The organism is Virgibacillus salexigens (assembly GCF_000723585.1).
In the GTDB taxonomy this organism is placed as follows: domain Bacteria; phylum Bacillota; class Bacilli; order Bacillales; family Amphibacillaceae; genus Virgibacillus; species Virgibacillus salexigens.
Genome location: NZ_CCDP010000002.1, coordinates 334,875 through 348,559, shown reverse-complemented (window position 1 = coordinate 348,559; position 13,685 = coordinate 334,875). Strand labels below are relative to the sequence as shown.

Sequence of the window (13,685 nt, the reverse complement as noted above, 5' to 3'; positions counted from 1 at the left end):
CCCTTCTGTGCTTCTATAAGAAGACTTCTGTTTTGCATTATTATAACTGCTATTTATATAAGTGTCTTCCATAAGTGCATGGTTCTCTAACATATTATAAAAGATATTTGATCAATAAAGGAATAGGTCAGCACGTACAATTTTGTGTCAATCAACAAGCAATAACATGAAATTGCTTTCATTATTTTATTCTGACAAATTTCTGATACAATAGATAAAGAAAGATGGACATAGGGAGGAATCTAAATGGATTATCGTGTAGAACGAGATACAATCGGAGAAATACATGTACCTGCTGACAAATATTGGGGAGCGCAAACACAACGAAGTAAACAGAACTTTCCAATTGGAAATGAAACAATGCCAGTAGAGATAATTAAAGCGTTTGCGATACTTAAAAAAAGTGCTGCACATGCAAATAAAGAACTCGGGTTACTGGAAGCCAAAAAAGCAGAAGCTATTCATGCAGCAGTGGAGCAAATTATAAATGATGAAATAACAGACCACTTTCCTTTAGTTGTTTGGCAAACTGGAAGTGGAACACAGTCTAATATGAATGTAAATGAAGTAATTGCATATGTAGGTAATCATTGGTTACGTGACCAAGGAAGTGACTTAACCTTACACCCAAATGATGATGTCAATAAATCACAGAGTTCAAATGACACCTATCCAACAGCGATGCATATTGCATTTGTTCTTAAACTAGAAGATACAGTTCTCCCAGCCGTACGTACGCTTAAAGATACGTTAAAAGTCAAGATGGAAAAATTCAATGACATCGTTAAGATTGGTCGAACCCATCTACAAGATGCAACTCCATTAACGCTTGGACAGGAGATTAGCGGATGGCATCGTATGTTAGAAAAATCAGAAACGATGATTGAGGGAAGTATTCATTATATCAAAGAACTAGCAATTGGAGGAACTGCTGTCGGTACAGGATTAAATGCACATCCGGAGTTTTCAGAGCGCGTTTGTGCAGCTATTAATGAACATACAGGTAAAAACTTTGTATCTGCCCCGAATAAATTTCATGCTTTAACGAGTCATGATGAATCGGTTTACGCTCATGGGGCTCTAAAAGGGTTAGCAGCAGATTTGATGAAAATTGCAAATGATGTACGTTGGCTTGCTAGTGGGCCGCGATGTGGAATTGGGGAAATAACTGTTCCAGCTAATGAACCAGGTAGCTCGATCATGCCTGGAAAAGTAAATCCAACACAAAGTGAAGCTGTCACGATGGTCGCTTCTCAGGTAATGGGAAATGATGCCACCATCGGTTTTGCATCGAGTCAAGGTAATTTTGAGCTAAATGTGTTTAAGCCTGTGATTGCCTACAATTTCTTACAATCATGTCAGTTGCTATCCGATAGTATTCTGTCATTTGATGAACGTTGTGCTCAAGGGATTGAACCGAATTTAGAACAAATTGAGAAAAACTTAAAAGATTCCTTAATGCTAGTAACCGCTTTAAATCCACACATAGGATATGAAAATGCTGCTAAAATTGCTAAAACTGCATTTAATGATAATGCTACTCTAAAAGATACAGCTGTAAAACTTGGTTTACTTACAGAAGAAGAATTCCATCAATATGTAAATCCAAAAGAGATGACATATCCAAAATAAACTCAGTTTGTAATGAACCTCAAAAGTTAGCGAACGTAACGCTAACTTTTGAGGTGTTTATTTATTTACGCTTGGATTTCGTTTGTTCCTCGAGTCTTACATAAGCGAGGTTTGAACACCGATAGTTTGAAAAATTGTTTTTATAAACAAACACTCCATAAAAACAATCCCTTTAGCTAACATCTACAATTTACCAGTTAAAACTTATGATAAGTTTTCGTAATCTGCTCACACTAGTAGTACAGGAGGTGATAATTATGGCTAACAACAGTTCAAACCAATTAGTCGTACCTGGAGTACAACAAGCTCTTGATCAAATGAAATACGAAATTGCTCAAGAATTTGGTGTTAACTTAGGTCCTGATTCAACTTCTCGTTCTAACGGGTCTGTTGGTGGAGAAATCACTAAAAGACTTGTTCAAACTGCACAACAACAACTAGGTCCAAAAGCTTAATAATGATGGATAAGGGGAAAAGCTGATCAGCTTTTCCCCTCATTGTTTAACGTATGCGAAGTTCTGTTTCAATATCAAAAAAGTGGGCTTTATTCATATCAAATGCTAAATCGATGTTCTCGCCAACATTAATATCTGTACGAGAATCAATACGTGCAATAAAATCTTGTTCGTCTATTTTTGAATAGAGAAACGTTTCTGCTCCCATTAAATCAGCTACTTCAATTGCTGCAGTGATTTTGGTATTTGGTGAAGACTCGATGAATATAGGCTCATCATGAATATCCTCTGGTCTTATTCCTAATGTAATTTCTTTATCTTCATAACCTTGTTCTCGTAATGTCTTCAGTTTACCTTCTGGAATAGCAATTTTCTTTTCTCCTATTTCAAAATTACTTCCATTTAACTTTCCAGTAAAAAAGTTCATTGATGGAGATCCAATAAAGCCTCCAACAAAGACATTGTCTGGATTATCATATACATCCTTTGGTGCCCCAATTTGTTGAATTACCCCATCTTTCATTACAACAAGTCGTGTGGCCATTGTCATTGCTTCTGTCTGATCATGCGTAACGTAAATGGTAGTAGTTTGTAGGCGTTGATGAAGTTTTTGGATTTCTGCACGCATCTGCACACGGAGTTTTGCATCCAAGTTTGATAATGGTTCATCCATTAGGAATACTTTTGCATCTCGAACGATGGCACGGCCAAGGGCTACACGTTGACGTTGTCCGCCTGAAAGCGCTTTAGGTTTACGGTCCAAGTAAGCCTCTAGGCCAAGAATATTAGCAGCATTTTTAACACGTTGTTCAATTTCATCCTTCTTAAATTTACGTAGTTTCAAACCGAATGCCATATTATCGTATACATTCATGTGTGGATACAAGGCATAGTTTTGGAAAACCATTGCAATATCCCGGTCCTTTGGAGCTACATCATTCATTTTTTTGTCATCGATATGCAATTCCCCATCAGTGATCTCTTCAAGACCGGCGATCATACGTAATGTAGTCGACTTACCACATCCAGAAGGACCAACGAAAACAATAAATTCTTTATCTTGGATATGTAAGTTAAAGTCATCTACCGCCGTTGTTTTTTTATCATAGGATTTTTGAATATGCTCCATACGTAATTCTGCCATTTTCTATTCCCCCAATTTGTAAGCGTTTGATTAATTATAGTATAAAAAAAGATTGGGTTGATCGAAACGGTAAACATGCACAAATATTCAATTAGTCTTTGTGCATATTTGCTAGAAGTGCCAAATAGACTGTGACAGCTTGATGAAATTGGCGAATATCAATTCCTGTCTTTTCAATAAACTTATCTAAGCGATATTGGAGACTATTACGATGCATATATAATTCCTTTGCAGTAACAGAAACATTGAGATTGCATTTCAAAAACATTTGAATGGTTTGTAATAGTTCTGTATCAGCTGTGAATTCTTGTAGTATCGTATTTGCTAATTCGTTTCGAAAGGGAGAACCCACTTGCTCAAGTAAAATGTAAGGAATTGCCTCTTGATAATTCGTTACTGGCTTATCGGAATAGGTTAAAGCTATCGGGGCATACCGAAACATCGTTAAGTATTGAGATTTTGCCTCTTGATATTGATTTAAATAAGGTCCAACAAAAAAATGAATATTCACATAAAGATCGCTCATGATCACATCTATGATTTGTTCGTAAGGGATATTTTCACCCGTAATGGAGGATTGCTCTTCAATAAGTATTCCTTCCTGTTCATTCTCCCATAATATAGGGATTTTATAATTGAACAAGGCTTGAATTGACTCTTTAAAGGTAATTGGTTCAATTTGTTGTTCGTTCATCGAAAAATAAACGAATCGAAAAGGGGAAGAAGCTGTTTGATGTGTCATGGAAGAGGTTTGGTTAATGACTTCTTTCCACTGCAACTCTTTATCAGAGGGCACCGGTATTTGCGCATGATATGGAGTCATAAATGTTTCCAATAATGCGGTATCTCTATTTGTTAATTCATTTTTTGAAATACCTATTTTAATCCCATTATCTGTGATATACCATTTATACATTTGCTGTGGGAGCTTGATTTTATCATCGTTTACTATAAGTGATGGAAATAATTTTTTTAGTTGATGTAGCATCTGCAAAACCTCTTTTTTAAAAGTTCTTTTTTTAATTATAGCAATCCTGGTTAATGAAAAAAATAATATATTCAAAAACATGACAATCTCGAATCGCTATACACAATTCCCATCGTTTGATATAGTAAATGGGAGTAAGAAATACGAAGGAGGATAAATCGTGCCTAACATTTATGATAGTGCTTATGATTTAGAAAAAGCGATTCGCGAGAGTGAAGAATTTAAAAACTTGAAAACTGCCTATGATGCGGTAATGAATGATCCATCTGCAAAACAGATGTTTGATAATTTCCGAGATACACAAATGGCTTTGCAAGAAAAACAAATGCAAGGACAAGAAATCACAGAAGAAGAGGTAACTAAGGCTAGACAAGTTGTAGAACTTGTACAACAGCATGGAGATATCTCTAAATTGATGGAAGAAGAGCAACGCTTAAATGTTGTGATCAATGATGTGAGCCGTATTATTACAAAACCATTAGAAGAGCTTTATGGTACACAGGAAGAACAAAATAGCCAAGCAACTGAATAGATAAAAGAAGAACAGCTTGTAGACAAATTATTAAAATTTTCTACAAGCTTTTTTGTCTTTATTATACTATTTAATATAGTTAAGCTTCATAAGCTGTTATTGGATAGTCGAAGGTTAGCATATGGGTATGTAGATCTGTAAATAATTCTAGTCCTTCTTTACCTTGTTTAATTCTTCAGTCATTTGTTCAACTAATTCAGGTCTCCCATGAAACTGAGCCGGAGTATTTTGAAAGAGCTCAATATGCCAATCACTATTTACTTTAGATACGACCATCGTTTGGTGGGCATTTAAATTGGGTTCAATATCTTCTTCTCCTGGTGGGATCATCCCTGCAATAGCATGTAGAATAGCAGCATGGTTTCCTATTGGACGTATATTTTTAATTTTAGTTACAAAAGGAGCAGTTGGATGATTTTCAAAGATAGGTTTTACATGTGCTATGATTTCTGTTTTTCCAATTACCTTGCTCCCATCAAATCCAATTTGAACTCCCTGTTCTGCGAACGATTCAGCCATTCTTGAAGCGTCGCGGTTATTCCAAGCTTTTATTAATTCTTGATAAACTTCCTGAACTTCATCGTATAAAGAAGTATCCATATTTTAATTCCTCCTAAAACAGATATATCATTAATTTTAATTAAAACTTATCCCACAGCAAAGCGTGTATGTTTGTAACCAAGTTTTTTTTGGCTTTAGGGAACGGATAATGAATAGTATGATTAGCCATTTCAATTTTTTTGTTACACCAGATTATGATATAGAGTAGGCTGAAACAAAAGATAAAGGTTATTAATGGCTGAATTTTTTCATGAATCTCCATTATAACTGCATTGTATCAAACGCAAGTATAACCTAACCGGAAGTGAATAAATAGTTTACCTATAATAGCAGATCTTCATTTTAACCTTATTGTTATATAGGCAGGAGAATGTTTCACTCATCTCGAAATTTATATACAGTTTAAAAAATAAGGGGAGAGGATTATGGGCCATACACTCATTTATGAAAGCAAGGACCGTGTATCATATATACATTTTAATCGTGCTGACCGTTATAATGCTATGAATAAAGAAATGCTGGAAGAATTATTACAAACGATTGAAAAAGTAGAACAAAGTGAAGATGCAATTGTCATTTTGTCTGGAGAAGGAAATGCTTTTAGTGCTGGTGGAGATATTTCGATGATGAAAGATTCTGCTACAAAAGAGAACTTTAATGAAATAATGGATATCATAGGCAAGGTAGCTTTAAAGCTATATACGCTTAACAAAATTGTGATTTCAGCTATTCACGGTTCAGCTGCAGGACTGGGATTAAGCATTGCTTTAACAGCAGATTTTTTGATTGCCCAAGAAGATGCAAAACTAGGAATGCTATTTATTGGAATTGGGCTTGCTCCAGATGGTGGAGGACATTTTCTACTAAAAGAACGGCTCGGAACACAGCAAGCAAAACAATTTATTTGGGGACGTAAACAGGTAGATGGTGTAAAGGCTAAAAAAATGGGTCTTGTTGATATTGTTACGGAGGAACGAGTATTGACGCATGCTATAAAGCTTGCGAATCAACTACTGTCTACCCCGCTAGCTGCTATGCTGGCGACGAAAAGCATCTACCATTCCAGGCAAAAGGATGAATTGAAATATTATATTGAAGAAGAAAAGCAAGCGCAGTGGAGCTTAAAGAATACAGAAGATCATCAAGAAGGTGTACAGGCTTTTTTAGATAAAAGAGAACCTGTATTTCAAGGAAAATAAGTAAATCTAAAGCCGGTTAACCATTTTTCTGTCTATTTCAAAACCTGAAACAGGTATGCTTCTACGAGAACGGTTTCAGTAATCTCCGTTAAATAAGACTCGAGTTGCTTCGTAGGAACTATGTCTATTTCATTTGCTTGGTAGGATTGGTTAACCGGTCAATGGAATTCATTTCTTCTGTAATTATCGGATAAGTAAATAATCTACATATGGTTTGTTACAGTCTTTTGAAGGAATTACTCCTGCAAAAGGGGAGGTATTCATATCATCTATGAAAAAGAACTAGCTTAGCTTCCGGTGATACACATCGATGCGTGTGTTCTAAGTAGCCTTCCGCTTCTAGCTTGGTTGTTCCCAATTGCTTTGCTTCTTCATCATTTGCAGCATTAATTGTTTCATCTAAGAGCTTTTTTCCAGATGGATCAAAAACGGTAAGTGTGTAATTTCTCATATATTACGCTCCTCCTTGAAGTGAATTCAATACTATATATATTCGACATATAATAACAAAAACCTTCCTAATCAAATGGTTATATTCTGTTTCTTTCGCAGCACGTTAAGCTGGGGAAAAGAAAGAATGTACGAAACATGATTCCAATCATTTACGTACTACAAATAGAAAAGGGGGAGAGACCATGCTTAAATTGACTAATGTAACAAAACAGTTTGGAAATCATACCGCAGTAGATCATCTTTCATTAGAGATCCCTGAAAAAGAAATGTATGGTTTTCTTGGAGGAAATGGAGCAGGTAAAACAACAACCTTTCGTATGATATTAGGGCTGTTGGATAGCACAACTGGTGACATTTCATGGAATGGACAATCCATTCATTATGATAAAAGTCACTTAATTGGCTATTTACCTGAAGAAAGGGGGTTGTATCCAAAGTTAACAGTTAAAGAACAGATTATCTATCTTGGAAAACTTCGTGGTATGAAGAAGGCGGAGATTATAAAAGAGCTAAATAGCTGGTTAGACCGTTTTAAAGTTCCAGAATACTTGAACAAGAAGGTAGAAGAGTTATCGAAAGGGAATCAGCAGAAAATACAATTTATCTCAGCTGTTATTCACCAACCGAAATTATTAATTCTAGATGAACCATTTTCTGGACTTGACCCAGTTAATGTAGAAATGCTTAAAGAAGCTGTTGTTGATTTGAAAGAGTATGGAACATCAATTGTATTTTCTTCTCACCGTATGGAACATGTGGAAGAACTATGTGAACATCTTTGCATATTGCAAAAGGGGAAACAAGTTGTGCAGGGTTCATTACAGGACATCAAGCGTTCCTATGGCAAGAAAAATCTAATTGTGCATGCTGCATTTCCATTAGAATTTTTGGAACGCCTTCCTGGTGTTGTAGGGTTTCGTAAGACAACAGAGGGGTGCCGCCTAGAAATTGAAAATGAGGATGTATCACAGCTGGTTTTTCAGGAATTACAGAATAAAGGCTTTATCCGCAAATTCGAACTAGAAGAACCGTCTCTTAATGATATCTTTATTGCGAAGGTAGGTGCTTCGTATGAATAAGTTCTGGATAATTCTTGGGCATACATTTATGACTCGAATCAAGACGAAATCATTTATTATTAGTACAGTTATTACACTATTATTAATTGTAGGGCTGGTTAATATACAATCAATTATAGAAACTTTTTCCAGTAAAGAAGATGATGAGGTAGCTGTAATTGATTATTCGAACGAATTATATGATCCTTTATCGCAAAGCATGAACCAGTCAAGTGAAGAAGTGAAATTAAGTGAATATGATGGTTCAGAAGAAGAGGCAAAACAAGCTGTTAAAGATGAAACATATCAGGCGCTGATTGTGTTAGACATGAATGAACAGCAATTACCAGAGGCTATTTATTATGCAAATAATATTTCTGAAATAGGCAATCAAGCAGCCATTCAGCAGCATATCCAACAACTGAAAGTTACATATGCGACAACTCAGGCTGATATTGATACTGAAACCTTAGCAAACATTAATGCACCAGTACAATTTGAAACCGTTGCATTGGATAAATCAGCAAAAACAAGTGATGAGTTAAATCAAGCCCGAGGCATTGTATATATCATGCTATTCCTACTGTATATGGCTGTAATTACCTATGGAAATATGATCGCAACAGATGTCGCGACGGAGAAGTCATCACGTGTGATGGAAATATTGGTTTCAAGTGCTTCTCCAGTAACCCATATGTTTGCAAAAATTATCGGTACTGCATTTGTCGGATTAACACAAATCAGTCTGTTTTTAATCGTAGGGTATACATTAATTACCACAAAACAGGATGAACTGACAGAAGGGATATTCTCTACCTTTGGAATTGGTGACACTTCCGTTTCTGTTTACATTTATGCCATTGTGTTCTTTATCCTAGGCTACTTATTATATGCTACCCTTGCGGCTATGTTAGGTTCATTAGTAAGTCGAATTGAAGATGTACAGCAATTAATTATGCCGATGATATTTCTTGTTATGATTGCCTTTTTCATTGCAATATTTGGATTAAGTGTACCTGAATCCAATCTTGTTAAAATCACTTCATTTATACCTTTTTTTGCTCCAATGATTATGTTCTTACGTGTAGGTATGTTAGATATTCCTGTGTGGGAAATTGCTCTATCTATCGGTATTTTAGTAGCTACAATCACTTTATTGGCTATTGTAGGAGCTAGAGTTTATAAAGGCGGCGTATTAATGTATGGCAAGTCTAACTCGTTGAAAGATTTTAAAAAGGCACTCGCTTTATCAAAGAAGGAATAAGAGTGCAGTATGGTATTAAGCTACATGGATAGGACGTAGGAAAACATTCTGTTTTCTACGTCCTTTTTTATGAAGAGCTTTATGTTAATGCAGAAACAGATCCAATAGTGGCCCCAGGCGTACGAACGTGCATTCTGTCATGGGGTTTGATAAAATAATGGGAGATGGAGGTGTGGTTATTGTTAAAACAAGTATCATTTATCCATGCAGCAGATTTGCATTTGGACAGCCCTTTTAAAGGATTATCTCAAACACCAAGCAACTTATTTAAGATGATACGAGAAAGTACATTTTCCGCATTGGATGAATTAGTGCAAACAGCAATTCATCATCAGGTTGATTTTGTTTTACTGGTGGGAGATCTATTTGATAATGAAAAACAAAGTATTAAAGCACAAATACGATTAAAGCAGGCTTTTGAATTGCTTCAACAACATCAAATACTTGTTTATTTATCCTATGGTAACCATGATTACATAAAAGGGAATAAGCATCCAGTAACGTATCCAGATAATGTTACCATCTTTTCCCAAGACACGGTTGATTCAATCGTCTATGAAAAAAATGGTGAAGCCATGGCAGCTATATATGGTTTTAGCTATGTAAATCGAAGTGTACATGCAAATAAAACATCGGAATACGAAAAACAGAACGAATCGATTCCATTTCATATTGCGATGCTCCATGGTAGTGTGCAAAGTAATACAGATCATGATGTATATGCTCCATTTCAAGTACGGGATTTATCAAGAAAGGACTTTGATTATTGGGCACTTGGACATATTCATCAGCGAGAAATTTTAAAGGAAGATCCACCTATTGTATATCCAGGAAATACCCAAGGGCGTCATCGAAAAGAAACTGGAGCTAAAGGCTGTTACCATGTTGTATTGTCACATGCAAAAGCAGAGCTGTCTTTTATTCCACTTCAAGCATTCCAAATAAATTCGCTAACGATAAATGTGTCAGAATGTAAATCAGTATTAGAAATAGAACAAAAGATCTTAGATGAACTGACAAAGCAATCATTTTCTGTGCCTCAATTAATCGATATTCACTTGGAAGGTACAGGTAACCAGGTAGTAGAGTGGGATAAAGAAGGCAGAATAGAAGAAGTAATAGATTTAATTAATGAATCATGTATACAGAAGGATCATTGGATATATCTATTTCGTTATTCTATCCACTTGAAAACTACTACGATAAACCCTGAATGGTATAAAGGGGAACATTTCATTAGTGAATTATTACATGAAGCAGATAACCAAACCATTTCATCGCTTGTAACAGAACTATATCAGCAAAAGCGAGCTAGAAGATTTATCGAACGTTTAACAGATGAACAGGAACAACAGATAAAAAGAGAAGCAAAAGAATTATTGATTCATGAGTTTTTTAAGGAATGAGGGTAACCGATGTTTATTGAACAAGCAACGATTTTTGGTTTTGGGAAGTGGGTTGACTACACGATTGATTTTTCTAGTGACAATGCTATTTATATATTTGGTGAGAATGAATCTGGAAAATCAACCCTACATACCTTTATTTTATTTATGTTGTTTGGTCTTCCTCCTAAAAAAAGAGAATTCTATCGACCGAAAACAAGTGGCAAATTGGGTGGCAGACTGACGGTGCAAGATAAGGGGATTAGGTTTACAATTGAACGATTTCACGAAGTTGATAACGGTGCAGCTAAATGTTATACATCTGACGGTATACAACAAGATGAACAATGGTTAAAGAACCGATTGCAAGGAATGACATATGCTTCTTATCAATCTGTATTTTCCTTTTCTGCAAACGACCTGTCACAGGTTTCCGAGATGAATGAAAATGAATTAGGTGAAGTTATTCTCGGGATTGGATTAACGGGATCTAAGAATCTATATGCAATTGAAAGACGATTAGATGACAAAATGGGTGATTTATTTAAGCCATACGGAAAAAAACCAAAGATTAATCAGCAGCTATCCAAGTTACAAGATATGCAAATCCGTTTAGATCAATACAAACAATTGGAAGCAAGTTATTATCAAAAGAAAACAGAAGCCAATAACATGAAAACAGCAATTACAGCTACGAAAGAAAAGTTGGAAAAGTTAACGAATGACCGTTTATTCTTGGGGAAAATGCAACATGCCCAGCCTTCGATTCAAATGTATAAAACGATATCGAAACAATTGGAAGATTTTCCTGAACATATTCCATTCCCTGAAGATGGAATAACCCGTTTAGAAAAATGGAAAGAAAAAATGCTTCCATTAAAGAGTGAACTTGCTATCTTACAAGATAATGAAAAGAAATATGATCAGAAAATTAAAAACCTGCAAATGCATCAACTCGAAAAGAGTATTCTAGATCAAGCAGAGAAAATGATAGAAGCAGAGAAAAGATACGATCACTTAATAAGTGAACAGAATAAACATAAAGCAGATAAGGATAAACAGCAAATACAAGTGGATAAAGAGTTAGAGGAACTAGATCTCCATATTAGCAGGGAAGAGCTTGTATCAATGGCCCTGTCTTTTCAAACAGAAAAAACATGGAAGCAAATAAAGGTCGATTCCGAACAAATATCTTTGGAAAAAGAACAATTACAAACAGAGCAAAATCAAATCGATCGGCAACGTCACCATTTGCAGCAGCAAAAGTCCGTACTACAGGAAAAATTACATTCAGATAATAAGATTCATGAGTGGCAAGAAAAGCTGCAAGCTGTAGATGAATTTGCTGCCAAAAATTATCTAAAAACGTTTAAAGAACAACAACAAAATGATTGGGCTAAGCAACGAGTCCGCAAACGAAAAGCAGCAAATTACATACTGATAGGGTTAGTTTTTATTGGAATGATAGTTGGTATGTTTGGCATACTAGGAACACATACTGTATCAATTTTTAGTTCACTACTTCTAGTGCTTTTAGGTATGGGTCAATGGTTTTTTCAACGTCATTCCATACATGAAATGGATCATGCGTTCATGCACGAAGATGACATGCCCATAAGGACGAACGAGATAAATGAAAGCGAACGGGAAATGATAATGGCTGATCTTGAGAAACAACACCAATATAGAAATCAAATTGATGCCATTGAAGAACAATTAAAGGGGCTAGAAATTCAATACTTAAAATGGGAAGAAAAAACCTATCAAACAGCAGAGAGAGAAAAGCGAATAGCTAGGCAGGTTCAGGACCAACAGTTGGAGTACCCCTTTTTGAGTAATATGGAAACTTCATTTTGGCCAGAATTATACTATCGTTTAAAGTCCGTGATACGAATGGATAAGCAAGTTCAAGATATAGCTGCAAATTTCAATAAAATAATATGCGAATTAGAACAAATCCAGGAACAGGTAAATACGTTTTTTGAGCAAGCAAATCGGGAAATGAAAAATAAATCAATTAAACAAAAGTTTGAGTGGATTCATCAACTATTAGATAATCATCATGAAACAACGAAGCAAATGACGTATTTAACAACGTATAAAAAGGATGCTGTTGAGAAACAACAACAGCTCCAACAGCAACTGCAGCCTCATCAAATGGAAATAGAAAAATTATATAAGCTTGCTGGCGTAAATAGTGAGGAAGCTTTTTATGAGAAGAGCAGGGAATTAAAAGAAAAACAAGATCTTTTACAAAAAAAAGATTCGCTGTATCAACAGCTATCTGCCATTGATGCAGAACAAGATTGGCAACATATGCTACAGAATGTCAGGGATGAACATACATTACAACTTCAACTTGACCAAGTACAAGAAAAAATGAAACAGTGTACTACAGATCTTGACAAAAAAAGACAGGATTTAGCAGATATTAATGCTGAGATTACCTCTATAGAAGGTTCGGATAATATTTCTCAATTGATGCATGAGTTGGAGTTTGAAAAAGAAAAACTGAAACAGCAGGCAGAGCAGTGGGCAGTAGTGAAATCAGCAAAGGAAATTCTCTTACAAACAAAAAGAACTTATCGTAACAAGTATTTAAATAAAGTGATGGAATTAACAACGGATTACTTTCAAGAATTAACAGGAGGAATTTATGTTCACGTTTTTCCACCTGTAGATGACTCAACGTTTATAGTCGAGAATGAAAACGGCACTCGATTTCATTTAAGTGAACTATCTAAAGGAACGGTTGATCAATTGTATGTTTCTTTACGTTTAGCTGTAAGTAAAAGTATGAGTGAAAAGCATGCATTGCCATTTATTATTGACGATGCATTTGTTCATTTTGATTCGATACGTACAAAGCGAATGGTTCACTTACTTAACCGTATTGCGAATGATCAGCAGGTTATTATTTTTACATGTAAAAAGGAAGTTGCTGATACTGCAGATAATAAAAGTTTTATAAAGCTACAAAATTCTATTCGCATTCATTAACAAATAATGATAAA

General features: G+C 35.3%; 12 protein-coding genes. 8 read left to right on the top strand and 4 right to left on the bottom strand.

Going from position 1 to position 13,685, the window contains the following annotated elements; translation table 11 throughout:
• Positions 1-246: 246 nt before the first annotated feature.
• Both fumC and BN990_RS14585 read left to right on the top strand, forming a co-directional pair.
• Entirely contained in the window at positions 247-1,632 is a 1,386-nt protein-coding gene (fumC, locus tag BN990_RS14590; protein ID WP_038245661.1) for a class II fumarate hydratase, read from the top strand.
• Between the two features lie 257 nt (positions 1,633-1,889).
• Entirely contained in the window at positions 1,890-2,087 is a 198-nt protein-coding gene (locus BN990_RS14585) for an alpha/beta-type small acid-soluble spore protein (protein ID WP_021292188.1), read from the top strand.
• 46 nt (positions 2,088-2,133) lie between these two features.
• Here BN990_RS14585 and BN990_RS14580 read toward each other — a convergent pair whose 3' ends face one another.
• Entirely contained in the window at positions 2,134-3,231 is a 1,098-nt protein-coding gene (locus tag BN990_RS14580; RefSeq protein WP_021292189.1) for an ABC transporter ATP-binding protein, read from the bottom strand.
• Positions 3,232-3,322: 91 nt separating this feature from the next.
• Positions 3,323-4,219 carry a PucR family transcriptional regulator gene (locus BN990_RS14575; RefSeq protein ID WP_038245660.1) on the bottom strand — a complete coding sequence of 299 codons (897 nt, stop codon included), beginning with the start codon at positions 4,217-4,219 and terminating at the stop codon, positions 3,323-3,325.
• A gap of 160 nt (positions 4,220-4,379) precedes the next feature.
• Between BN990_RS14575 and BN990_RS14570 the strand changes: the two genes are divergently transcribed.
• Positions 4,380-4,751, top strand: coding sequence for a YlbF family regulator (locus tag BN990_RS14570; RefSeq protein WP_021292191.1), 372 nt, complete (start codon positions 4,380-4,382; stop codon positions 4,749-4,751).
• A 147-nt stretch (positions 4,752-4,898) separates the two neighbouring features.
• Here the strand turns inward: BN990_RS14570 and BN990_RS14565 are convergent, their stop codons facing one another.
• The gene (locus BN990_RS14565) at positions 4,899-5,351 is read right to left on the bottom strand and encodes an SgcJ/EcaC family oxidoreductase (protein WP_021292192.1); all 453 of its coding nucleotides are present in this window, start codon (positions 5,349-5,351) and stop codon (positions 4,899-4,901) included.
• A gap of 386 nt (positions 5,352-5,737) precedes the next feature.
• Here BN990_RS14565 and BN990_RS14560 point away from each other — a divergent pair, with 386 nt between their 5' ends.
• Positions 5,738-6,511: an enoyl-CoA hydratase gene (locus BN990_RS14560; protein WP_051739215.1), complete on the top strand. Its 774-nt coding sequence runs from the start codon at positions 5,738-5,740 to the stop codon at positions 6,509-6,511.
• 265 nt (positions 6,512-6,776) lie between these two features.
• On the opposite strand, the gene BN990_RS14555 is transcribed toward BN990_RS14560, so the two are convergent.
• Positions 6,777-6,962 carry a YhzD family protein gene (locus BN990_RS14555; RefSeq protein ID WP_021292194.1) on the bottom strand — a complete coding sequence of 62 codons (186 nt, stop codon included), beginning with the start codon at positions 6,960-6,962 and terminating at the stop codon, positions 6,777-6,779.
• 184 nt (positions 6,963-7,146) lie between these two features.
• On the opposite strand from BN990_RS14555, the gene BN990_RS14550 reads away from it, so the two are divergent.
• The 4 genes from BN990_RS14550 (at position 7,147) to BN990_RS14535 (ending at position 13,671) form a co-directional block, all read left to right on the top strand.
• Positions 7,147-8,043, top strand: coding sequence for an ABC transporter ATP-binding protein (locus BN990_RS14550; RefSeq protein WP_038245659.1), 897 nt, complete (start codon positions 7,147-7,149; stop codon positions 8,041-8,043).
• Positions 8,036-9,286, top strand: coding sequence for an ABC transporter permease (locus tag BN990_RS14545; RefSeq protein ID WP_021292196.1), 1,251 nt, complete (start codon positions 8,036-8,038; stop codon positions 9,284-9,286). Before BN990_RS14550 ends, BN990_RS14545 begins: the two co-directional genes overlap by 8 nt.
• A 179-nt stretch (positions 9,287-9,465) precedes the next feature.
• Positions 9,466-10,692, top strand: a complete 1,227-nt coding sequence (locus BN990_RS14540) for a metallophosphoesterase family protein (RefSeq protein ID WP_021292197.1) — start codon at positions 9,466-9,468, stop codon at positions 10,690-10,692.
• A gap of 9 nt (positions 10,693-10,701) precedes the next feature.
• Positions 10,702-13,671, top strand: a complete 2,970-nt coding sequence (locus BN990_RS14535; RefSeq protein WP_021292198.1) for an ATP-binding protein — start codon at positions 10,702-10,704, stop codon at positions 13,669-13,671.
• Positions 13,672-13,685: the final 14 nt, after the last annotated feature.

Coding starts and splice junctions, on each gene's coding strand:
- BN990_RS14565 (WP_021292192.1), bottom strand. CDS start 5,351: ATGGATACTTCTTTATACGATGAAGTTCAGGAAGTTTATCAAGAATTA.
- BN990_RS14575 (WP_038245660.1), bottom strand. CDS start 4,219: ATGCTACATCAACTAAAAAAATTATTTCCATCACTTATAGTAAACGAT.
- BN990_RS14585 (WP_021292188.1), top strand. CDS start 1,890: ATGGCTAACAACAGTTCAAACCAATTAGTCGTACCTGGAGTACAACAA.
- BN990_RS14545 (WP_021292196.1), top strand. CDS start 8,036: ATGAATAAGTTCTGGATAATTCTTGGGCATACATTTATGACTCGAATC.
- BN990_RS14560 (WP_051739215.1), top strand. CDS start 5,738: ATGGGCCATACACTCATTTATGAAAGCAAGGACCGTGTATCATATATA.
- BN990_RS14550 (WP_038245659.1), top strand. CDS start 7,147: ATGCTTAAATTGACTAATGTAACAAAACAGTTTGGAAATCATACCGCA.
- fumC (WP_038245661.1), top strand. CDS start 247: ATGGATTATCGTGTAGAACGAGATACAATCGGAGAAATACATGTACCT.
- BN990_RS14555 (WP_021292194.1), bottom strand. CDS start 6,962: ATGAGAAATTACACACTTACCGTTTTTGATCCATCTGGAAAAAAGCTC.
- BN990_RS14580 (WP_021292189.1), bottom strand. CDS start 3,231: ATGGCAGAATTACGTATGGAGCATATTCAAAAATCCTATGATAAAAAA.
- BN990_RS14535 (WP_021292198.1), top strand. CDS start 10,702: ATGTTTATTGAACAAGCAACGATTTTTGGTTTTGGGAAGTGGGTTGAC.